The organism is Streptomyces sp. NPDC093064 (genome assembly GCF_044754605.1).
Taxonomy (GTDB): domain Bacteria; phylum Actinomycetota; class Actinomycetes; order Streptomycetales; family Streptomycetaceae; genus Streptomyces.
This window is the reverse complement of sequence record NZ_JBIVPK010000046.1, coordinates 25,755-45,984: the sequence shown is the minus strand read 5'-3', so window position 1 is coordinate 45,984 and position 20,230 is coordinate 25,755. Positions and strand designations below refer to the sequence as shown.

Below are 20,230 nucleotides of genomic sequence, written 5' to 3'. Positions count from 1 at the left end.
CGCGTGTGTACCGCGTCCGGGTCTGGGCGCGTGGGCGAGAAGACTCGCGGGAGCGGCACGAGGAGGCAATGGAGCGGGAAGAGTGGGGCGCGAGTAAGGGTTTCGAAGCGTATGCGGTCGCTTTCACGCCTCAGCGGAAGCAGGAGCCGCCGGTGCCTCGTAATGAGGACAGGCTGAGGGAGCGGTTCGCCAGGCAGCGGGCTGAGGAGGACGAGATCGCCCGTCTACTCGCCGGCCAGTAGTTAACCTCGCGCTTTCTTGAGGTGGGCTGTCCAATGGCTCATCAAGTAAGAAGCCGTTGTCCTACCGGATGTGATCACTGAGTTTCCGCTGTTCAGGCATGGTTCCGGTGTCGTCGTGGGAGCGTTCGGGCGATCAGTTCGTCCTCGACGATGCGGAGGTGGCCGGTGGCGTCGGTGATGGGTTTGCTGGAAGAGCGGGAGGCCGCTGCCCGGGTGCGGGCGGAGGAGCTTCAGACGGAGGCGGACCGGATCCTGTCCGAACTCGCCGTGGCCGAGGCGGTGTTGGAACGCCGGGCGATCGCTCGGGTGGAGCTGGCCGAGGCCCGGGCCGCCCCCGGTGCTGCGGCGGATACGGGCGTGCAGGAGGCGCCGGAGCCGGTGCCGGCGGCCAAAGCGGTGAGGGTCCCGGTCGCGGGGTCGATCGTGCCGCACTACGGGGAGGGGATGACAGTCGAGGCGCTCGCGCCGGATTACCGGCGGATCGTGGATCTGGTGGAGTCCGGCCTGGAAGGCGGTGAGGGGGTTTCGGCGAGGGAGATCGCGTCCGGGCTGGGGCTGGAGTTGGTGCCGGCGAAGATCGAGGGGGTGCGGTCCAAGACGAGGCGCCTGGCCGAACGGGGCTGGCTGGCCGTGTCGCCGTCCGGACGGTTCACGCCGCGGCAGCCCACCGTGCCTGTTCCTGCCGCCGCCGGGAAGCCGGGCGGGCGAGGCGACGGCTCATGAGCATGGCCTGCGAGAAGTAGATGAACGCCTCGCTGCTGGCGGGCAGTGTCTCGAAGTCCCGCACCAGGCGGCGCGAGCGCATCAGCCACCCCAGCGTGCGCTCTACTACCCACCTTCTCGGGAGTACCACGAACCCCTTCATGTCATCGCTGCGTTTGACGATCTGCAGCGTGAGCTGGAGTTTCTCCTTCGCCCAGGTGACCAGGCGGCCGGTGTAGCCGCCGTCGGCCCACACCAGCGTGATCTTGTGGAACCGTGCTCGCAGGCGGGGCAGCATGACGCGGGCGGCCTGGCGGTCGGTGACGTCGGCGGCACACACCAGCACCATCAGCAGCAGGCCCAGGCAGTCCGTGATGACGTGCCGGCACCTTCCGTTGATTTTCTTGCCGCCGTCATAGCCGCGTGAAGCGGCGGCCACCGAGGCGGCGCCCTTGACCGACTGCGAGTCGATGACCGCCGCGGTTGGCTCCTGATCCCGGTCTTCGGCCTCGCGGGCCCGGCCGCGCAGCCGGTCGTGGAACTCCTTGACCAGGCCGTGCTCCCGCCACCTGCGGAAGAAGGCTTACACCCGGTCCCAGGCAGGGAAGTCGGCGGGCATGGAGCGCCACTTGATGCCGTTGTCGGTGACGTACCGGATCGCATCCAGCATCACACGGTGGCAGTAGCCCTCCGGCTGCCCGCCCCGGCCCTCCAGCCAGGCCGGCACCGGCATCGCGTCCCGCACCACTGCCCACTCCGCGTCCGTCATGTCCGACGGATACACCGGCACCCGCTCCGGGCGATCGGCCGCGTTCCCGAACCTGTGCACGAGGCAGTCGCACGACGACACGCGGGAGTTGGACGAGACGGGGACCGTCACCCAAGACTGGAACAACAGGGCCTCCTGGCGCTCGAGTGGTCGCAAACCCGAGCTACAAGGGGCCCTGTACTCATGCATCCACCCGGCCGAGATCACCCGGCCAAGGACCGTGTTCGATCAGAACCTTCCTCATGATCGATAGAGATACGGCTTCTGATTCAAACCATTCCGCCTTTCCCTGTGACGCGCCTGTGACAGTCGGCGGACACGGTCATGACGTCCGGCGAGCAATCTGAAGAAACAAGGGCAAATCGCCCTAAACGGCCAGATCCCTCGCCGGAGGACAGCACCATGAGCGTCACCCTCGCCATTCCGCACATCGAAGCCCCCGCCCCTGCGCTGGCTCCGCGCGAGCGCGAGACGCTCCGGCACATCGCCGCTGGCCGCACCTACCTCCAGACCGCCCGCCACATGGGCCTCTCCACCCACACTGTGGACGCCTACCTGCGCCGTATCCGGGCCAAGCTCAACATCACCACCACCGCCGAACTGACCCGCGTGGCCATCGCCCTGGGCCTGTGACCCAGGGGGCCGCGACCGGCTCCCCGTCGACCCGCGCACGCCGGCGGCGGTGGGGGTGCTGGCGCAGTCCGCGGACCGGACGCCGGACGTCGCCGCCGCTTTGCGGTCAGCTTAGCTTAGGGTCCTGTTCGTCATCAGGAAAGCTGCACTCCTCAGGTGAAGAAGCCCGCGTTTGCGTGTCCGAGGCGACGGCCGCCACGTCGTCTCGCAGGCCGGTTCGGTCTTGCTCGTCGAAACAGTCCGCAAGAGTGAGCTTTACCAGGCAATATCCGCCGCGCTCGCGCCGTGGCGGAAGCCGCGGGCCGTCCACGATCCCGGCAAGATTCTCCTGGACCTTGCGCTGGCGGTCGCCCTCGGCGGGGACTGCCTTGCGGACGTCGCAATGCTGCGGTCCGAGCCGGCCGTCTTCGGTCCGGTCGCCTCCGACCCGACCGTCTCGCGCCTGATCGACACCCTCGCGGCCTCCGGCGACAAGGCGCTACAGGCCATGCACCGAGCCTGGGCCGAAGTCCGCTCCCATGTCTGGTCGTTGGCCGGACACAACGCCCCCGACCAGAGCCGTGAGGTGACGGTCGATCTCGCCGGCGTCCTGGTCCTCGCGCACTCCGACAAGCAGGACGCGACAGCGACCTGGAAGAAGACCTACGGCCACCACCCGCTCATGGGCTTCGTCGACCACGGCCCGGGCGGCACCGGAGAACCCGCCGCAGCCCTGCTCAGGCCCGGGAACGCTGGATCCAACACCGCCGCCGACCACATCACCGCCACCCGCCTGGCCTTGGCCCGACTGCCCCGGAAATGCCCGCGAGGACGACAGACGCTGATCCGCACGGACTCCGCCGGCGGCACCCACGAGTTCGTGTCCTGGCTCGCTCGGCGGCGGGGCCGATGGCTGTCGCATTCCGTCGGAATGACGATCACCGAGGCGATCCACCAGCACGCACTGAAGATTCCCGAGCCGGCCTGGACTCCGGCCGTCGAGACGGACGCCGAGGTAAGGGACGGTGCCTGGGTCGCCGAGCTCACCGGCGACGTGCTGGAAAACTGGCCGCCGGGCATGCGGTTGATCATCCGCAGAGAACGACCGCATCCCGGGGCCCAGTTGAGGTTCACCCGCGCCGACGGCATGCGTCTCACATGCTTCGCAACCCACACCACCAGTCGGCCGATCACCGAGCTCGAACTCCGTCACCGGCTACGAGCCCGCACGGAAGACCGCATCCGGGCCGCTCGGGCCACCGGCCTGCGCAACCTTCCCCTCCACGACATGGCCCAGAACAAGGTCTGGCTGGAGATCGTCCAGATAGCCCTCGACCTGCTCGCCTGGATGCCCATGCTCGCCCTGACGGGCAAGGCCCGGCTCTGGGAACCCCGCCGCCTGCGGTTCCGCCTGATCACCGCAGCTGCCCAACTCGTCACCACCGGCCGCCGGCGGATCCTCCGTCTCGCCCACCACTGGCCCTGGACACGAGAAATCACCGCAGCCCCGGCCCGGCTCGCCCTCCTCCCCAACCCCGGCTGACCCGCAACTTTCCCGTCCCTACGAACAGCACCATCACAGCCCGGAGAGTGGAACCCGGCGCCCACTCGACGCGACACTCGGGCGACCAGCCTGCCCGCGACCAGTCACGGAATGCGAAACGGGCCGCCCACTCCGCCGGCAGCCCGGCGAGAAAGATCGAGGCCCATCGGCGGCCCGTGGCGCTGGCCGAGGCCTTCCCGGGATCGGTCGGGGGCACGGCCGTGCTGGGCGAGGGCGACACAGGGGCCAACGATGGGACCGGGTCTGCGGGCATTCCTCAGCGCGTGCCTGTCGTCGCAGTGCTGTAGGCGTACAGGGCGACGACGCCGACCAAACAGGCGAGGATCGTCCAGGAGGTGAAGCTCATCCGTTTCCCTTTCCGCCCGGGCCGTTTCGGCTTCTCGGACTGCTCGGTCCGGCCGGGAGCCGCCGGGGCGGGCGGTGCGGCGTCGGCGGCGGTCTCGGCGAGCAGGCGGCGGCAGGCCGTGGCGAGCTCGCCGGTGCCAGCCATCCAGCCGATCACCCGCGTGCACCAGGCACACGGCGACTCGAGTTCAAAAGCTTGGTGGTCTTGTAAGGTCAGGCCGCCACCTGTGACACGCAGGACCTGGAACGCGCTGAACACAGTGGCCCCTGAGCGGGTCACGCCGCCGGCAGTCCGGGGGAGGTACGCGGGCGGCACCAAGACAGGGGCGGGCCCGTTCATCCCCCGTGGCGGGCCCGCCCCCCTGTTCACCTCGCAGCGATTCGAGCGGAGTTCACGTGTAGCGCTATGCCATGCCCGTGACTTTTGCGACTGTGACGTTCTCCTCCGCGTGAGCGGCCGGCAACACCTTGGCCCTCCCCTCCCCCGCTCAACGAAAGACCCCCACTTCGTGACCGTCTCCTTACCTGAGGTCCAGCCAGCCGGCCGGCATGCTGCCCTCCCCTCGGGCAGCCTGTTCCGGCGGGTCTACGCACCCCGCGCGTGCGACGCACTCGCCTACTCCATGGCGACCTATGCCATGCCGCTCGTCGTGCTGGCCACCACCGGCTCCGCCTCCCTGACGGGCCTGGCCTTCGCACTGGAATGGATACCCCGGGTGGCCGCGTTCGGCTTCGCCGGCACCCTGGTGGACCGCAGCGGCGCGGCGATCGTCTGCTTCATCGCCTCACTGACCCGCGCCCTGCTGGTGGCGGGCGCCGGTGTGGCGCTTCACCTGGTGCCGCCGGGCGCGGCCGAGACCGTCACCGTCATGGCACTGGCTGCGGTGACCGGGGCGTTGACACAGTTCAGCTTCATCGCCAACGAAGCGGTCGGCGCCGTCGTGAGCCGGCAATCCCAAGGGCAGTCCCACAAAGTGCAGTCGGTGCTGATCGGCATCGACCAGACGGCCACCCTCATAGGCCCCGCGCTGGGCGGCGTCCTGCTGCTCACCGGCCCGACGCGCATGCTCGTGTGCTTGAGCGTGCTGTCCTTCGCCTCCGGCGCACTCGCCCTGCAGACCCCGCCCACTCCCCTGCGCGCCGCCCGCCGTGGCGGACCGGCGCCGGGCGGTGGCCTGCGGGATGGATGGCAGACCCTGCGCTCCCTGCCGTCCCTGCGCCGGCTGGCGGCCGGACTGGCCTGCTCCAACCTCATGCTCGGGCTGCTGCAATCGGCCAGCCCCATCCTCGTGGAGGACCGCTTCGGCCACTCCCCGGCCGCCGCCGGCGCACTCTGGTCCATCGCCGCGGCCGCCACCCTGGTCGCGGTCGCCTGCTGCCGCGCCGGCCTTGACCGGCTCGGCCTGTGGGGGGTCGGCGTCATCAGCGCAACCATCGCGGCCGCCGCCTGCCTCGCCGTGCCCCAGGCCCCCTCCTACACCGGCTACGTCACCCTCATAGCCCTCTTCATGGCCGCCGACGGAGGACTCGCCATCGTCCTGCGCACCCTCCCCTCGCAGGTCATCCCACCCGCGGCCTTCGGCACGACCCTCTCCCTGACCATCCTGCTCCTGCTCCTGCCCTTCCCCCTCGCAGGCATCCTGCTCGCCCTCACCCCGCCGCCCTACCTGAACAGCCTCATCGGAGCATGCGCCCTGCTGCAGGCACTCACCCTGCTCGTCACCTTCCTACAACTACGCAACGACCCAGCCCTCCGAGCCAGAACATCGCCACCCCGCCACGAGGCCTGACCCGTCCATTCAGCCATCGAAGCGCCAGTTCGACGACAAGCACGCCGGTCCATTCCGGCCCGTATAGCGGGCCGCCCAGGACCCCGGCAGCACCGTCGTCTGGAGCGAAGCCCAAGCGTCAAGCCGTCCTCACCCTTCACCTGAAGACCCGCCGGGGTCGGGCCGCCTGCGCGGGTGGCTACCCGATCCAGATGATGTCCAGGACGGACAGGTGCCGGGTGAGCCGGTTGATCACGTAGACGACGGACAGCTGCCCTATGGAGGCGGCGCGGACGTCCTCGCCCTCTGGGTCGCCGGTGTTCCACTGGGGCCAGCCCCACGGGGAGCGCAGTGCGATGTCCAGGACGTCGCGGACCGTCTCCTTCGCGTGCTCGGGGAGCGGGGTGAGCGTCTTCGCGGCCTGCGGGGACAGGCGCACCGCCCAGGCTTCACCGGTCACCGGCGGGCACCGAGGACGTCGGGCAGGTCCACGAAGCCGCACTCGTCGCGGCGGGAGTCCATGTAGGCGTCGACGGCCGGAGCCGCGGCGAAGCGGACCTGCCAGGTGCGGACGACGTCGTGCAGGGGCGTGAGGCTGTAGGTGTGGCGGGAGTCCTCCAGAGCCTTGGCCCAGTCCCGCTCGAAGGCCGGCACCCACGTGTCGGCGCGGCGGTCCTCGCGCAGGTGGGCGGCGGCCGGGGCCGGCGGGGCGGGGGCCTCCTCGGGCTGCGCGCTCATCAGCACCTCCTGGCGGGTCGTATCGCCACCGTACGCGCGGTGCGGGGCGGCGGGAGCGGCCATGCCTGTTTTCCTTCCCCGTGCGAGCGCCGGTCGACGCCTGGGCGAGTTGGTCAGGGCTGGTCCGGGGCGATGATGTGCCCGAAACCGAGGGCGTGCGACCTGGCGCGATAGCCGAAGGCGTTGAGGATGCCGCCGAGCGCGAGGTGCATCGCCGCGCGGGTGGTCTCGTACCTGCAGACCACGTCCTCGCCCTGGCGGCCGGCCACTCCGGCGGACTAGTAGAGCCGGAAAAGCAAGAGAACAACGTCCCTTCCCTCACTCCTCGCACCACAGCCGAAAAATGACCGTCAGGAGACCGGGGCCCCTGCTACGGTGATCGGCATGAAGCGCGCTGCCATGACGACGACGCCGGAGAGTGTCCCGGCGCGCTGACAGACGACCTGATCCGAAGCCCCGGGGCAAGTGCCCCGGGGCTTCGCCGTAGGCCCGGTCACTTGCTCCGCAAACAGCAAGGAGACCGCGATGACCACCGTGCACGACCACCGCAAACTCGGCCGGGAACTGAACCTGTTCGACACCGACCCGCTGATCGGCGCCGGACTGCCCTACTGGCTGCCCGACGGCGCGGCCGTGAGGCACACCCTGGAGGAGTACATTCGTTCCGCTGAGCGGCGAGCGGGCTACCAGCACGTGTACTCGCCCGTGATCGGCAAGCGGGAGCTGTACGAGATCTCCGGGCACTGGTGGCACTACAGCGACGACATGTTCCCCCCGATGGACATCGGCGGCGAGCAAGTCGTTCTGCGGCCGAGCCTGTGTCCTCACCATGCGGTCATCTACCGTTCCCGCTCCCACAGCTACCGCGAACTGCCCCTGCGTATGGCCGAACTCGGTGGTATGTACCGCTCCGAACTCTCCGGTGTGCTCGGCGGACTGACCCGCGTCCGGGCCATCCAGCTCAACGACGCGCACATCTTCTGCACTCTGGACCAGGTTGCCGAGGAGGCGCAGGCGGCGCTGGAGATGATCCGCCGCGCATATGAGGCGCTCGGCATCAACGCGACCCGCTACCGGCTTTCCCTCCCGGGCCCCGGAGGCAAGTACGTCGCCGCACCCGAGGAGTGGCGACGGTCCACCGCCCTGCTGACCAACGTCCTCGACCGCTCCGGCCTGCCTTACGAGGCGGCCCAGGGAGAGGCCGCGTTCTACGGCCCCAAGATCGACGTCCAGGTCACCGACGGCGCCGGCCGGGAGTCCACTCTCTCCACCGTCCAGGTCGACTTCCACCAGCCCGAGCAGTTCGACCTGCGCTACATCGGCGCGGACGGCGCCAAACACCGCCCGGTCATGGTCCACCGCAGCATCATCGGCAGTGTGGAGCGAGCCGTCGCTCATCTCATCGAGCAGCACGGCGGTGCCTTCCCCGCTTGGCTCGCCCCCACTCAACTTGCGATCCTCCCGGTCTCCGACACCGAACTGCCGAACGCCGAAGCGCTCACCGAACGATGCACCAACCTCGGGCTGCGTGCTGAAATCGCCGGTCCGGAACGCGGCAGTCTGGGCGCCCGCATCCGAGAGGCCCGCCTGGTTCCCTACCAAGCCGTCATCGGCGCCAAGGAAGCCGCTGACAACCTCGTCGCACTACGTCTGCGTGACGGGCGACGACTCGGCCCGCAGCCGGTCAGCGACGTGCTGACCCACATCAGCCCCCTCATCGATGCCCACAGCACCGAACTGTGGGACAGGGCGCCCCGTTCGTAGCAGACGAAGCCAATCTCGACGTCCCCAAGGCAGAGGGAGGAATCTCGCCCTCCCTCTGCCACGTGGAGGACATATCCATCACGCAACCAACCTGGTCAAGCCGGTAAACGCCGCTTCAGCTGGCCATAAATCAGGGCTGGGGCCTGTTCTCGATCGTCTTGGCTCCGGTCAGGATGGCCGTTGTCCACGGCTGCCTGATGCTGATGCCGCGGATCCAGTCGCCCGCCGGCAAAAGCGTCGCGGTGGTCATGCCGCTCGCCCCCACACGGCCGTGCCCGGCCTGCCCTCCCGGCGTCCGTTGAGGGACGGGACCGTGGTGTGCGCGGCGGTGGCGGCGACCGCGCGGCCGGAGTGCTTGCCGTCGTGCAGGGCGGCGTCGGCAGCCCTCTGCAGCGCGGGCAGGTCGCGGGTGCCGAGGACGTCGGGGGTCGCGGCGCCGACCAAGGCGGCGACGTCGTCGGTACGGCCGTCGTCCAGGGTGACCGGGGTGTGCAGCATCCGGACCAACTGCTCCAGGCGCTGCTCGGTGCGGTCGGCGGGCAGGTCCAGGACCACGGCGAACTCATCGCCTCCGAGCCTGCCGACGGCGGCGCGCGGGCCGTCCCAGGCGGTGAGCCGGGCGCCGAATGCGGCGAGGTCGGTGTCCCCAGCCGGGTGGCCCATGGTGTCGTTGTGCTGGAGCAGCCCGCCCTCGCCGGTCAACTACAGGCCCCCGGCCTGGGCCCGGCTCACCAACCAGTCGATCAGCTGGTCGTCCACGGCCTTCGCCGACACAGCCGCTGCCGACTCGACAGCCTCGTGCTCGGCCACATTCTCACCGGTTCATCGATGCATCTTCCATGATCGGGAGTTACACCGAACGATTGGCTCTGTCCCGTAATCGGTGGTGACGCTGTGTAGTGATCACTGGAGGAGGATGCGGTGGCGGAGTAGGGGGAACCCGGCTCGGCCATGCATCTGCCTCATGATCCGTTTGGTTCGTGTGTTGACGCCCTCGGTGCGGCCGTTGTGGTACGGGAGGGTGAGGCCGGCGTCGACGGCGGCGCGGTCGAGCTCGAGGCCGTTCGCGAAGGAGTGCAGGTGGGGCAGGTCGGCGGTGCGAACCGTAGTGATCCAGTCGGTGAGCTTGGCGTCGTTGCCCTCCGCCGGGGCCAGTAGCTGGGCGAACTTGCCGGCGAGGGAGGCCAGTTCGTTCATCTCGGGGCAGGTTCCGGTGAGTTCTCGCAGTAGCGCGGTGTCCTTGTCACGCAGGTTCTCCGGGCGTGTGAGCAGGAGACGGGCGAAGCGCTGCGGGGTGGTGACCGGCTTGTCGCCCTCGGCGCGGCCCTGGGTGATGTAGCGGTGGAGCAGGTTGAGGCTGCCGGTGTAGCCCAACTCCCTGATCTCCCGGAAGAGCTGGAGGACGGGGACGGCCGGGTCCGCGGCGCGGCGGGTGCGCAGGTGGTCGCGGTAGGGGTCGACGAGCGTGGGCTTGTAGCGGGGTGCGCGGCGGTCCCCGGTGGGCTCCTTCATGCGGGAGTACCGCTTGACGGTGTTCAGGGCGACGTCGAGGCGGCGGGCGCATTCGAGCAGGCCGACGCCTTGGTCGAGCAGGTCGTGGACGCGCTGCCACCGCTCGCGGGTGGTCTGTTCGCGTACACCTCCGGGCCGGGCGGGGTTCACGGCGGTTGCCCAGCAGGCCGCGTGGGAGCGGACTTCGGCCAGGACCTTGCCGCACAGGTTGGACCAGAGGTGCCACCGGTCGCTGACCTGCACCGCTTCGGGCAGAGCCTGGCGGATCGCCTCAGCGTAGGTGGCGGAGCCGTCTCGGCACACGTACTCGACCCCGGGATGCTCGCGCAGCCAGGTGACCAGGGTCGGGGCGGTGCGGTCGGGCAGGACGTCGATCCGCTCGCCGGTCTCGGCGTCGATGATCACGGTGGCGTAGCGGTGCCGGCGCTTGAGGGCGAAGTCGTCGACGCCGATCACCCGCGGCACACATGGCGGTGGTGTCCGCAGGCGCGTGAGCAGGCGCAGAGCCGTCGAACGAGAGATGCCGCAGCCCCAGGCGCGGGACAGGCGGGCACCCGCTCGGCCCGCTAACTCCTTGACTACGAAGCCGAGTTGGCGGGCCAAGCGTGGGGTGCGGCGCTGGTAGCGCTCCACCAGGCCTGGCACCTGTTCGCGGAAGGTCTGCCGCGGACATCCCAGCACCGGGCAGACCAGACGCCGAACCCGCAGCGACACCACGACCCGCCGCCCGTCCACCGGCACGTCCACGAGCGTCGGGCCGTGCAGGCCGTGCACCTTGGCCGTCGGTGCCCCGCATGCCGGGCACGGCACCGGATCGTCCCGGGTCCGCGCAGACACCCGGATGACCTCGTCCTCGTCCTGTACACCCTCGACAACGAGGGCTGACAGCCCTGAAAACACCACACTCACAAGCTCGTTGACATCACGCACACCAGAACAACGACGGCCGTCACCCTTCGTCACCACCGATTACGGGACAGAGCCGAACGATTTACAGTCCCGCCCGCAGCGTCACCGCATCACATCCTCACTGTCAGGTGTGACGGTTTGTTCGGCCCAGATGGTCTTGCCGGTGGGGGTATGGCGGGTGCCCCAGCGGTCGGCGAGTTGGGCGACGAGGAGGAGGCCCCGTCCGCCTTCGTCGTAGACGCGGGCGCGGCGCATGTGGGGGGTGGTGCTGCTGGTGTCGGAGACCTCGCAGATGAGGGTGGTGTTGTGGTGGATCATGCGGAGCTGGATGGGGGGTTTGCCGTAGCGGATGGCGTTGGTGACGAGTTCGCTGACGATGAGTTCGGTGATGAAGGCGGTGTGGGTCAGTCCCCACGTGGTGAGCTGGGTGGTGGCGTTTTGGCGGGCGTGGGCGACTGCCGCGGGGTGGGGTTGCAGGTCCCAGGCGGCGACGCGGTCGGCGCTGAGGGCGTGGGTGCGGGCGAGGAGCAGGACGATGTCGTCGTCGGGGCGGTGGGTGAGGGTGGCGGTGAGGACGTGGTCGCAGACGGTGTCGAGGGTGTGGGCGGGGCGGACGAGGGCGGCGAACATGTTGTCGAGGGCTTCGTCGATGTCGTGGTCTCGGGGTTCGAGGAGGCCGTCGGTGTAGAGGGCGAGCAGGCTGCCTTCGGGTAGTTCGGTCTCGGTGGTCTCGAACGGTAGGCCGCCCAGGCCGAGCGGGGGGCCGGCGGGGACGTCGAGAAGGTAGGCGGCGGCGTCGGGAGTGACGACGGCGGGTGGGGGGTGGCCGGCCCGGGCGAGGGTGCAACGGCGGGTGACGGGGTCGTAGACGGCGTAGAGGCAGGTGACGCCGATGCCGCCGGCGCCTTCGGGGGCGCCTTCGGGGGTGGCTTCGTCGGCGGAGAGGCGGATGACGAGGTCGTCGAGGTGGGTGAGCAGTTCGTCGGGCGGCAGGTCGACGTCGGCCAGGGTGCTTACCGCGGTGCGCAGCCGGCCCATGGTGGCGGAGGCGCGGATGCCGTGGCCGACGACGTCGCCGACGACGAGGGCGACGCGTGCGCCTGACAGCGGGATCACGTCGAACCAGTCGCCGCTGACGCCGGTCAGGGGGTCGGCGGGCAGGTAGCGGGAGGCGATCTCGAGAGCGGCCTGCTGGGGCAGGGTCCGCGGGAGCAGGCTGCGCTGCAGGGTCATGGCGGTGGTGCGTTGGCGGGTGTGGCGCCGGGCGTTGTGGATGCTCAGGGCGGCCCGGGCGGTGAGCTCCTCGGCCAGCTGCAGGTCCTGGGGGGTGAAGGGGGCGGGGTTGTGGTGGCGGCTGAAGAGGGCGGCGCCCAGGGTGGTGCCTCGGGCGCGCAGCGGCACCACCATGAGCGAGTGTGTGCCCCACTCGCTCATCCGGGCCGCTCCTGGGTCCTCGCCGGCCCACCGGGCAAGGGTGGGGCCGGTCATCTCGTAGAGCGCCCCGCGGTCCTTTGCCAAGCATTGGGCCACCGGGGACAGCGCCGGGTAGGTGCTGGACTCGCCGACGGCGACCGGGGACTCGGGGCTTCCTTCCAGGACCGAGCGCACGGCGGCGCGGCGCATGGTGACCGACCCGGCCAAAGCGGTGGCGCCCGTCTCCTCACCGCGCGCAGGGAGCAGGTCGAGGGCGGCGAAGTCCGCGAGGCGGGGGACGGCGACGTCGGTGAGTTCCTGGGCTGTACGGGCGACGTCCAGGGTGGTGCCGATACGGGCGCCGGCCTCGTTCAGCAGCATCCGCTCCCTCTCCGCGTGCTCCTCGTGCCCCTGGTACGCGCTCAGGCACACGCCCCGCAGCCGGCCCGTTCCGTCGCGCAGCGCGGTCAGCGACACCAGCCGGCCACTTTCCGGGCCGTCAGCGCATCCGGCATGGGCGGCGGGGAGGAAGGCCTCGGTCCACTGCGGCTCACCGTCCTGGAGCACCCGGCGCATCCGCGCCTGGATCTCCTCGCCCGCGGGGTGCGGCGTGATGTCCACCAGGCGCAGCCCGCGCATCTCGGCCTCGGTGAGCGAGAGGGCGCGCTCCATGCCGGTGTTCGCCGCGATGAGCCGCAGATCCGTGCCGAAGACGGCCAGGATGCAGAGGGACTGGGCGAACGCCCACTCCTTCAGCTCCCTCAGCCCGCCCGGCTCCTCCGCCTGCCCCCGCTCGCCCGGTGTGCCTTGCGGGCGGTTTTCGGGGTGCGGCGGCGGGCTGGTCACGGCGCAGAGAAGGAGCCACTCGGTGGCCGCACCGCCGGTGGGGGTGCGGCGGTGGGCGAGCAGGTGCTGTTCGAGGCGGCGGCCGTCCTGGTGGCGCAGCACCACGGTGCCGTTCCACCGGTCCTTGCCGGCCGCCTGGTGCCCGGCCGCCCGGCGGGCGGCCTCGCCGGTGTCGTCGGCGAGCAGGCGGGTGGCAGGGCGGCCGATGATCTGTGAGGGCTCGTAGCCGAGCAGGCGCCGGGCGCCCTCGCCCCACCCCGTCACGATGCCGTGTTCGTCGACGGTGGCCGTGGCCGTGACGGTGGCGGTGCGGGGCGGCTCGAGCGGGGCGTCCGCCTCGCCCGGCCGTTCACCAGGAGGAGTGGGAAGGTGCTCCATCGGCGCTCATCTCGCCTCGCTCGTTCCGCGACCGCTGTTCCTGGGGGAACCTCCGCGGCCAGGGCCCTACTGACAAGCATGATCCTGCGGGGCGGGAAGCACCAACACGGCGCTCGGCGACGTGCCCGGGCCAGCGGGGGCGCGGACCGCCCGCCGTGGGCGGTCCGCTGTGTGCGGGGCCGGGTGCCGAGAGTGGTTCTGCACGTCACCGATATGGGCAGATAACGGAAATTTCAAGAAATGTGCGACGGCGTGGAACCGACCTGGGCCTGCCCGTGTCCGTTAGGGGCAAATGCCCACATTTAGGCATCCGTGTACTGCTCCGAAGATGTAGGCCGGGACGACCGGACCGATGCGCCGAAGGAAAGCCGCCATGAACCTCGCACCCGCCCTGTACGCCAAAACCCCCACCCCCGCCTCTGCCTTTGCGTGCGGGCCGGCCGCGCTGGCCCCGCGTGAGCGGGAGGCACTGCAGCACATCGCCGCCGGGCTCACCTACGTGCAGACGGCCCGGCGCATGGGGCTCTCGAAACACACCGTCGATGCGTATCTGCGCCGGATCCGAACCAAGCTCGGCATCAGCAACACCGCCGAGCTCACGCGCCTGGCCGTCTCCCTGGGCCTGTGACATCCTCCCCTCCCTGAAGGGAGGGGGATTCCTGGCTCAGGCTGCCTCCGGGAGCAGCGCCCCCAGAGGCCTTGCACCCTCAACACCAGCCAGGATGAGACCAGCCCGGACCAGCATCACGCGGGCGGAGTTCTTGTCCCTGAGGGACACGACTCCGCATGCGGTGCAGGTGTAGGTACGTTCCGAAAGAGGAAGTGCGTGCTTGGTTCTCGCTCCGCACGATGCGCAATCCATAGTGGTATGCGCGGGATGTACGAGGCGGACGTCCCGCCCGTGCTTGCGGCCCATCTCGATCAGGGCCATCTTGGTGGCGCCGATGGTGGCGTCGGCCGCCTTGCGGGCCATGGTGGTCTTGGCGAGGAACTTCGGCCGGAAGTCCTCCACGGCGATGGCGTCGTGGTCGCGGACGACGCGCTTGGCCCACTTGCGGGCGGTGTCCTGCCGCTGCCGTGCAACCTTCTTGGAGACCTGCGCGGCCTGCCGCTGCGCCTTCCTGTAGCCCTTGGACGCGGCCTGCCCCTTGGCGGGCCGGCGGCGGGCCATCATCCGCTGATACCGGGCCAGACGCTGCGCGGCCCGCCTGCCGTGTTCGGCGTGCGGGAGGTCGTGCGCGTCCGATGTGGTGGTGGCGGTCTCCTTGACGCCCCAGTCGATACCGAGAACGGCGCCGGTTTCGGGGATCGGTTGCACCTCGGTGGCCACGACGAACGACGCGTACCAGTGGCCGAGGCTGTCCCGGTACACCCGCACCGACGACGGAGCGGACGGCAGTTCACGCGACCACACCACGGTCACGGCGATGCCGCCCACAAGGTGCAGGCGGCCGTCCTTCAGCCGGAACCCTCGGGTGGTGTAGTTCAGCGTCGGCTCGGCATCACGCTTCCGCTTGTGCCGGGGCATGCCTGCGCGCTGCCTCACCGGCAGACGGTGCTCAATGTCCTTCAGCGCTCTGGAGCGGGACTTGGCGAAATCCCGGATCATCTGCTGCTGCGGGACGCTCGCGCCGTCCCGCAGCCACGGCAGCTTGCTGCGGGCTTCGGTCGGCATCTTGCGACCAGGAGCCACTCACGCCCCAATACCAGCAACGACAATCCCTACAGCGAGAGTCACTTCAAAACCGGGTCCACTTGTCGCTGAAGGTGTCCTTGCTGATCTCGCAGGAGGCGATGGTGTAGCCGCCCGACGCGGTGGACTGCGAGATGACCCTGCCATTGACCTTCAACTGGCAGGTGACATGGCCGCCCCCCTGAAGCTGCGCGGTGATCGCGTAGTGTTGCGAGTTCTCGAGCGGCCTGGTCACGCTCATCGGCACCTTGCCCTGGGTGGAGGACCCGGCCGGGCCGTACTGCACGTCGGCGCCGCTGGTGCCGGTGACGACGTAAGTGACGGTCTGCGGTGCCTCCTTCTGGGGGGCAGACTGCGAGGCGGAGGCCTTGGAGGCGTTGCCGGCGTCCGAGGGTGCGGCGGCCGGGCTCTTGGCAGTACCGCTGCTGGACTGGCCGCCGGTAGCAGCGGAGATCGCGCCGGCGATGACCAGGATGCCGACGACACCCAGGCAGCCGACTCCGGCACAGGTCTTGCCCTTGCTCTTCTTCTTGTGAGGTTCCGGGGCCTGCGGCTGGAACGACTGCTGCGGCCGGCCGGGCTGCTGGCCCCGAGAAGGCGTGGACATGCGCGGGTACCCCCCATGTGGTGGCTTGAGGAAGGGGACGGGATGAGACGGAATGCGTACGGGAGCATGTCCCGGTAGTGCTTGCGCACGTGCCGCAACCGGCGGGCCTCGCGGTGGAAACCGGGCATCGCCTGTATCACCGCCAGGCACAGCATCTCCGAGTGGCTGAGCTTCGGGGGCCGCCCAGGCAGACGCGCCGATCCCAGCCCACTCGTCGTCGATCTTCACGTACGGTGCGGTCACGAGGGTGTTCAGGTCCGTCGTCGCAGACGGATCCTGAGCACCCTCTCTTCGTGGCCGCAGGCATGTGGACAAGCTCGTCTAGGAGTACACCACGGTCTGCGAGGACGACGAGGACTGCGCGGACGAGTAGGCGATGGAGTCCGGCGTAGCCACGTACGACGTGGACGACGCGTCCGACGAGTCCGTCGTGACGTCAACATCATTGGCGTAACCGCTGACGGTCTTGGCCTCCTGCTGGGGCACTTGCGTGACCACGGCGCTGGTCTGGGCCGGGGCCGGAGCGGCGAACGCGGCGGTGGGGATCAGCGCGCCTCCCGCGGCCAGGGCAGCGGAAGCGGTGAGGATCGCCAGACGTCGTGTACGAGGTGTGCGGGCCATGCTCAATCTCCTTGGTGAGAAATGATGGGAAAGGAATGTGTCGAAACGGACCTGCCGGTTCTCCGGCGGGGCGGCCGCGGGACATACGTCCCGTCAACACCGTCCGGACCATCCCGGTGGGCCACCTGCTCTGCGTGAACCCATGCCTCAATTGACATCGGCCCGGCGCACCGCGTCATGTCCCTGGAATTCGGGGCTTGACAAACATTCCCGACCCACCGACCCTTCCCTCCGGGGAGGGGTGCACAGCGTGTCAGGGCGACGTGGGAACGGCGATCCGCCTCTTGAGGATCGTGCCGGTGGGCCCCTTCGGGAGGGCGTCGACGAGCCGGGCCTCGCGCGGGTATTCGTACGGCGCGCGACCGGGTCGCGGACGGATACCCTCAACTCCTCGGTAACGGAGGGGTGCTCGTACAGAACCGCCTCGATCTCCTGCGGGTGGACATCGAAGCCGTCGCGGATGATGAGGTCCTTCTTGCGGTCGACGGTGGAGAAGTAGCCGTCGTCGCCGGTGCGGAGCCAGCTCTCCACGAGGGTCTCCGCGGTTGCATCGGGGCGTCCCGGCCCGGCTGGCCGCTGGGGCACGGACCTTGACCTGGCACTTCCCGGCTCGGTGGCCCTGGCGCGACGCGCTGGGACGGCTGTGGACGGCAGCCGGTCACCGCCTGCGCACCTGACCGACCGCGCACCCTGCCTGCCGGTGACGTGAAGGACCTTGGAGAACCCGCCACCGGAACGGCCATCCGGAAATGCTCCCTGCCCGGATGCGGGATATCCATCTGGAAACCGATCACGTCACGTGATCAGGCCTTACGCGGTGGATCCAGGCTGAATGGCCGGGTTCTGGAACGCCATGAGCGCGGCGGGGGCGTCCTTGTCCGCCTAGGGGCGGATGGTCAAGCCGCCCTCCGCTTCCAGCGTGGGTTGCGGGCATCCGGTCGGCGTGCCCGCGGGCACCACATCGTGGATCAAGGAGGGTGTGGGGGAAGCAGGCCGGCGGTATGGGCGCGCGCCCAACCGGTTTTCGGAGTTGCACCCTGCCCTCGGCGGCATCCGGCGCCGTTGACGCGCCCACTCTTCCCCACCGGGGTGTCCTCGGCTCGGCAGAACGTGCGGGCACACGGCTATCAGCGGCCATTGAGATGCCCAGGTGGGCGGCCAGCGGTTATCCCGGTCCGTGGCCATCAGAAATCCATGCTGGTGGCCACGGTGTTTCCGGTCTCAGGGGTCAGTTCAAGGGGACCACTCCCTTGCCTGCGAGGGCCTGGGGTCGTAGAGCACACACGTCATGACCTGGCAGCCGTAGTGCCGGCCGGCTGCGACCATCTGCGGGCCGGTGGCGGGCTGTGAACGCGCCGCACCGCGTCGCCCTCGTCCACGCCGGAACCCGCTTCGAATGCGGTCAGCTCATCGAAGGCCTGCGCCCTCTCACGGCATGCCCAATTTCTCGGCGCTCGCGCTTTCCCGCTCCTGATCCCGACACCGCCGCGCGGGACATACGCGGGCTACACCCGTTCTGGGTGACTTGCCGTTCTTCGAGCGATATGCGATACGTGGAGAGAGCCCCTTCAGCGCTCGCCGAGGAACCCCTGCTGGCCGTCCTGGAAGAGGAGTGCCATGACAGGAGCGCAAGAGGCCGCCGGGCGCGTGATCACCGGACGTTACCGGCTTCTGCGTCGGCTCGGTACCGGCGGCATGGGACGTGTGTGGCTGGCGTACGACCAGGAACTGGCGTGCGAGGTCGCGCTCAAGGAGATCATTCTGCCGCCGGACGTCCCCGAATGCGAGGTGAGCTCCCGGATCGCGAGGGCCCGCGGCGAGGCCCGGCACGCCGCCCGGCTGCGCAACCATCCGCATGTCGTCACCGTGCACGACATCGTGGAGGAGGGCGGCCTGCCGTGGATCGTCATGGAGTTCGTGCCCGGTGCCATGGATCTGGAGGCGGTGGTGCGCGAGCGGGGGCCGCTGCCGCCCGGCAACGTCGCCCGGATCGGTCTGGCGATCCTCGACGCCCTGCTGGAGGGACACCGGCTCGGCGTCCTGCACCGGGACGTCAAACCGGCCAACATCCTGCTGACCCATCCGGGGCCCCAGCCCTCCTATCCGACGGAGAGCGGCGGCCAGGTGATGCTCACCGACTACGGCATCGCGCTGGAGCCGAGCTCCGGGGAGGACCGCCTGACCGCCACCCTGGAGATCCTCGGGACGCCGCGCTTCATGGCCCCGGAGCGGGCCAACAGTCAGCCGCCCACCCCTGCCGCCGACCTGTTCTCGCTCGGGGCCACCCTGTACTACGCCCTCGAGGGGGCCGGCCCCTTCGACCGCGACACCGCCCTCGCCACGCTGAGCGCCCTGCTGTTCGAGTCCCCGAGCCCGCCGCGCCGGGCGACGGAGCTGACCCCGGTCCTCCTCGGGCTGCTGGCCAAGGACCCCGCGGACAGGATGGACGGTGAGGAGGCCGCCCGGCGGCTCGCCTCCATCGCCGACCAGCCCCACCCGTCCCCTTTGCGGCAACCGGCTCCCTCACCAAAGGTGCCGCCGCCCGAGCAGCCCCCCGCCTCGAAGCCGCCGCGCCCCCAGGAATCGGCCCCGCCGACCGAGATCCTGTCGCCGGCCGAGCCGGAGGAACCGACCGGCCCGCCCCTACAACCGCTGCCGCACAAAGGGGACGAGGCCCGGCTGCGGCCCCGCCCGCCGCGGCCCGGAAACCGCCGGGCCAGGCTCATTGCGGGGGTGGCGCTGATGGCGCTTGCCGCGGCGGGCGGCGGCATCTACCTGGCACAGTCCCGTTCCTCGGGTCCCACCGCACCGTCCGTGTCCTCGATCCAGGTCGGCAAATCCCCGGGCGGGGTGGCGGTGTCGCCGGACGGACGCCGGGCCTACGCAACCAACTACTTCGGCCCGGCTTCGGTGTCGATGATCGACACCGCCGCCCACCACACCGTGGGCAACCCCATTCCCGTCGGCGACAAGCCGCAGGGTGTGGCGATCTCCCCGGACGGAAGCCGGGCCTACACGGCCAACTACGGCTCGGCCTCGGTGTCGGTGATCGACACCGCCACCAACCACACCGTGGGCAACCCCATCCATGTCGGCAAGGACCCAGTCGGGGTGACTGTGTCCCCGGACGGACGCTGGGTCTACGTGGCCAACTCCGGCTCGGATTCGGTGTCGGTGATCGACACCGCCACCAACCACACCGTGGGCAACCCCATACACGTCGGCGACAAGCCGTACGGGGTGGCGGTCTCCCAGGACGGAGGCCGGGCCTACACGGCCAACGCCGGCTCGGATTCGGTCTCGGTGATCGACACCGCCACCAACCACACCGTGGGCAACCCCATCCATGTCGGCAAGAAGCCAGCCGGGGTGACGGTCTCCCCGGACGGACGCCGGGCCTACACGGCCAACGCCGGCTCGGATTCGGTCTCGGTGATCGACACCGCCACCAACCACACCGTGGGCAACCCCATCCATGTCGGCCAGAAGCCAGTCGGGGTGGCGGTCTCCCCGGACGGACGCCGGGCGTACACGGCCAACTCCGGCCCGGATTCGGTGTCGGTGATCGACACCGCATCCAACCGCACCGTGGGCAACCCCATCCATGTCGGCGGGTACCCGGTGTGGGTGGCGGTCTCCCCGGACGGACGCCGGGCCTACACGGCCAACGAGGGCTCGGCCTCGGTGTCGGTGATCAAGTTCTAGCCTCCCCCTTTCGCTTGGGGCGGCGGAGTCGAGTGGGTCGC

The 20,230-nt window shown here is 69.9% G+C and carries 19 protein-coding genes; 7 read left to right on the top strand and 12 right to left on the bottom strand.

Annotation, left to right across the window (positions count from 1 at the left end; all coding sequences use genetic code 11):
• Positions 1 to 407 precede the first annotated feature (407 nt).
• Positions 408 to 965: a hypothetical protein gene (locus tag ACIQFZ_RS34690; RefSeq protein WP_402693072.1), complete on the top strand. Its 558-nt coding sequence runs from the start codon at positions 408 to 410 to the stop codon at positions 963 to 965.
• Here ACIQFZ_RS34690 and ACIQFZ_RS34685 read toward each other — a convergent pair.
• Both ACIQFZ_RS34685 and ACIQFZ_RS34680 read right to left on the bottom strand, forming a co-directional pair.
• Complete coding sequence (locus ACIQFZ_RS34685; RefSeq protein WP_383135156.1) at positions 892 to 1,473, bottom strand: transposase; 582 nt, start codon at positions 1,471 to 1,473, stop codon at positions 892 to 894. The two genes, ACIQFZ_RS34690 and ACIQFZ_RS34685, sit on opposite strands and share 74 nt — an antisense overlap.
• A 54-nt stretch (positions 1,474 to 1,527) precedes the next feature.
• Positions 1,528 to 1,713, bottom strand: coding sequence for a transposase (locus ACIQFZ_RS34680; RefSeq protein ID WP_383063575.1), 186 nt, complete (start codon positions 1,711 to 1,713; stop codon positions 1,528 to 1,530).
• 402 nt (positions 1,714 to 2,115) lie between these two features.
• Here ACIQFZ_RS34680 and ACIQFZ_RS34675 point away from each other — a divergent pair, with 402 nt between their 5' ends.
• Together ACIQFZ_RS34675 and ACIQFZ_RS34670 are read left to right on the top strand one after the other, a co-directional pair.
• Positions 2,116 to 2,346: a helix-turn-helix transcriptional regulator gene (locus tag ACIQFZ_RS34675; RefSeq protein ID WP_365431907.1), complete on the top strand. Its 231-nt coding sequence runs from the start codon at positions 2,116 to 2,118 to the stop codon at positions 2,344 to 2,346.
• 172 nt (positions 2,347 to 2,518) lie between these two features.
• Complete coding sequence (locus ACIQFZ_RS34670) at positions 2,519 to 3,868, top strand: IS1380 family transposase (RefSeq protein WP_402693071.1); 1,350 nt, start codon at positions 2,519 to 2,521, stop codon at positions 3,866 to 3,868.
• Positions 3,869 to 4,145: 277 nt separating this feature from the next.
• On the opposite strand, the gene ACIQFZ_RS34665 is transcribed toward ACIQFZ_RS34670, so the two are convergent.
• Positions 4,146 to 4,379, bottom strand: coding sequence for a hypothetical protein (locus ACIQFZ_RS34665; RefSeq protein ID WP_402693070.1), 234 nt, complete (start codon positions 4,377 to 4,379; stop codon positions 4,146 to 4,148).
• Positions 4,380 to 4,743: 364 nt separating this feature from the next.
• Here ACIQFZ_RS34665 and ACIQFZ_RS34660 point away from each other — a divergent pair, with 364 nt between their 5' ends.
• Positions 4,744 to 6,024, top strand: a complete 1,281-nt coding sequence (locus ACIQFZ_RS34660; protein ID WP_402693069.1) for an MFS transporter — start codon at positions 4,744 to 4,746, stop codon at positions 6,022 to 6,024.
• A 178-nt stretch (positions 6,025 to 6,202) separates the two neighbouring features.
• On the opposite strand, the gene ACIQFZ_RS34655 is transcribed toward ACIQFZ_RS34660, so the two are convergent.
• The 3 genes from ACIQFZ_RS34655 to ACIQFZ_RS34645 are packed head-to-tail and all read right to left on the bottom strand — an operon-like array spanning position 6,203 to position 7,010.
• Positions 6,203 to 6,463: a hypothetical protein gene (locus ACIQFZ_RS34655; protein ID WP_402693068.1), complete on the bottom strand. Its 261-nt coding sequence runs from the start codon at positions 6,461 to 6,463 to the stop codon at positions 6,203 to 6,205.
• On the bottom strand, positions 6,460 to 6,804 hold the full coding sequence (locus ACIQFZ_RS34650; RefSeq protein WP_365778546.1) for a DUF6247 family protein: 345 nt from the start codon (positions 6,802 to 6,804) through the stop codon (positions 6,460 to 6,462). The genes ACIQFZ_RS34655 and ACIQFZ_RS34650 overlap by 4 nt, the downstream gene beginning before the upstream one ends.
• Before the next feature lie 50 nt (positions 6,805 to 6,854).
• Positions 6,855 to 7,010, bottom strand: coding sequence for a hypothetical protein (locus ACIQFZ_RS34645; RefSeq protein ID WP_365430128.1), 156 nt, complete (start codon positions 7,008 to 7,010; stop codon positions 6,855 to 6,857).
• Positions 7,011 to 7,275: 265 nt separating this feature from the next.
• On the opposite strand from ACIQFZ_RS34645, the gene thrS reads away from it, so the two are divergent.
• The gene (gene thrS, locus ACIQFZ_RS34640) at positions 7,276 to 8,505 is read left to right on the top strand and encodes a threonine--tRNA ligase (protein WP_402693086.1); all 1,230 of its coding nucleotides are present in this window, start codon (positions 7,276 to 7,278) and stop codon (positions 8,503 to 8,505) included.
• Between the two features lie 246 nt (positions 8,506 to 8,751).
• On the opposite strand, the gene ACIQFZ_RS34635 is transcribed toward thrS, so the two are convergent.
• From ACIQFZ_RS34635 to ACIQFZ_RS34625, 3 genes are all read right to left on the bottom strand, one after another.
• Positions 8,752 to 9,207 (bottom strand): diguanylate cyclase domain-containing protein, encoded by a 456-nt coding sequence (locus ACIQFZ_RS34635; protein ID WP_402693067.1) that lies wholly within the window; start codon positions 9,205 to 9,207, stop codon positions 8,752 to 8,754.
• A gap of 201 nt (positions 9,208 to 9,408) precedes the next feature.
• A complete protein-coding gene (locus ACIQFZ_RS34630) occupies positions 9,409 to 10,917 on the bottom strand; it encodes an ISL3 family transposase (protein WP_402693085.1) in 1,509 nt (502 codons plus the stop codon).
• 111 nt (positions 10,918 to 11,028) lie between these two features.
• Positions 11,029 to 13,563 (bottom strand): SpoIIE family protein phosphatase, encoded by a 2,535-nt coding sequence (locus ACIQFZ_RS34625; RefSeq protein WP_383064103.1) that lies wholly within the window; start codon positions 13,561 to 13,563, stop codon positions 11,029 to 11,031.
• Positions 13,564 to 13,936: 373 nt separating this feature from the next.
• Here ACIQFZ_RS34625 and ACIQFZ_RS34620 point away from each other — a divergent pair, with 373 nt between their 5' ends.
• Entirely contained in the window at positions 13,937 to 14,191 is a 255-nt protein-coding gene (locus tag ACIQFZ_RS34620; RefSeq protein ID WP_365778550.1) for a helix-turn-helix transcriptional regulator, read from the top strand.
• Between the two features lie 36 nt (positions 14,192 to 14,227).
• Here the strand turns inward: ACIQFZ_RS34620 and ACIQFZ_RS34615 are convergent, their stop codons facing one another.
• From ACIQFZ_RS34615 to ACIQFZ_RS34605, 3 genes are all read right to left on the bottom strand, one after another.
• The gene (locus tag ACIQFZ_RS34615; protein ID WP_402693066.1) at positions 14,228 to 15,238 is read right to left on the bottom strand and encodes an RNA-guided endonuclease InsQ/TnpB family protein; all 1,011 of its coding nucleotides are present in this window, start codon (positions 15,236 to 15,238) and stop codon (positions 14,228 to 14,230) included.
• Positions 15,239 to 15,302: 64 nt separating this feature from the next.
• Positions 15,303 to 15,863, bottom strand: a complete 561-nt coding sequence (locus ACIQFZ_RS34610) for a hypothetical protein (RefSeq protein ID WP_402693065.1) — start codon at positions 15,861 to 15,863, stop codon at positions 15,303 to 15,305.
• Between the two features lie 321 nt (positions 15,864 to 16,184).
• Entirely contained in the window at positions 16,185 to 16,484 is a 300-nt protein-coding gene (locus ACIQFZ_RS34605; RefSeq protein ID WP_383064029.1) for a hypothetical protein, read from the bottom strand.
• 1,617 nt (positions 16,485 to 18,101) lie between these two features.
• Between ACIQFZ_RS34605 and ACIQFZ_RS34600 the strand changes: the two genes are divergently transcribed.
• Complete coding sequence (locus tag ACIQFZ_RS34600; RefSeq protein WP_402693064.1) at positions 18,102 to 20,189, top strand: beta-propeller fold lactonase family protein; 2,088 nt, start codon at positions 18,102 to 18,104, stop codon at positions 20,187 to 20,189.
• The last annotated feature ends 41 nt before the right edge of the window (positions 20,190 to 20,230 follow it).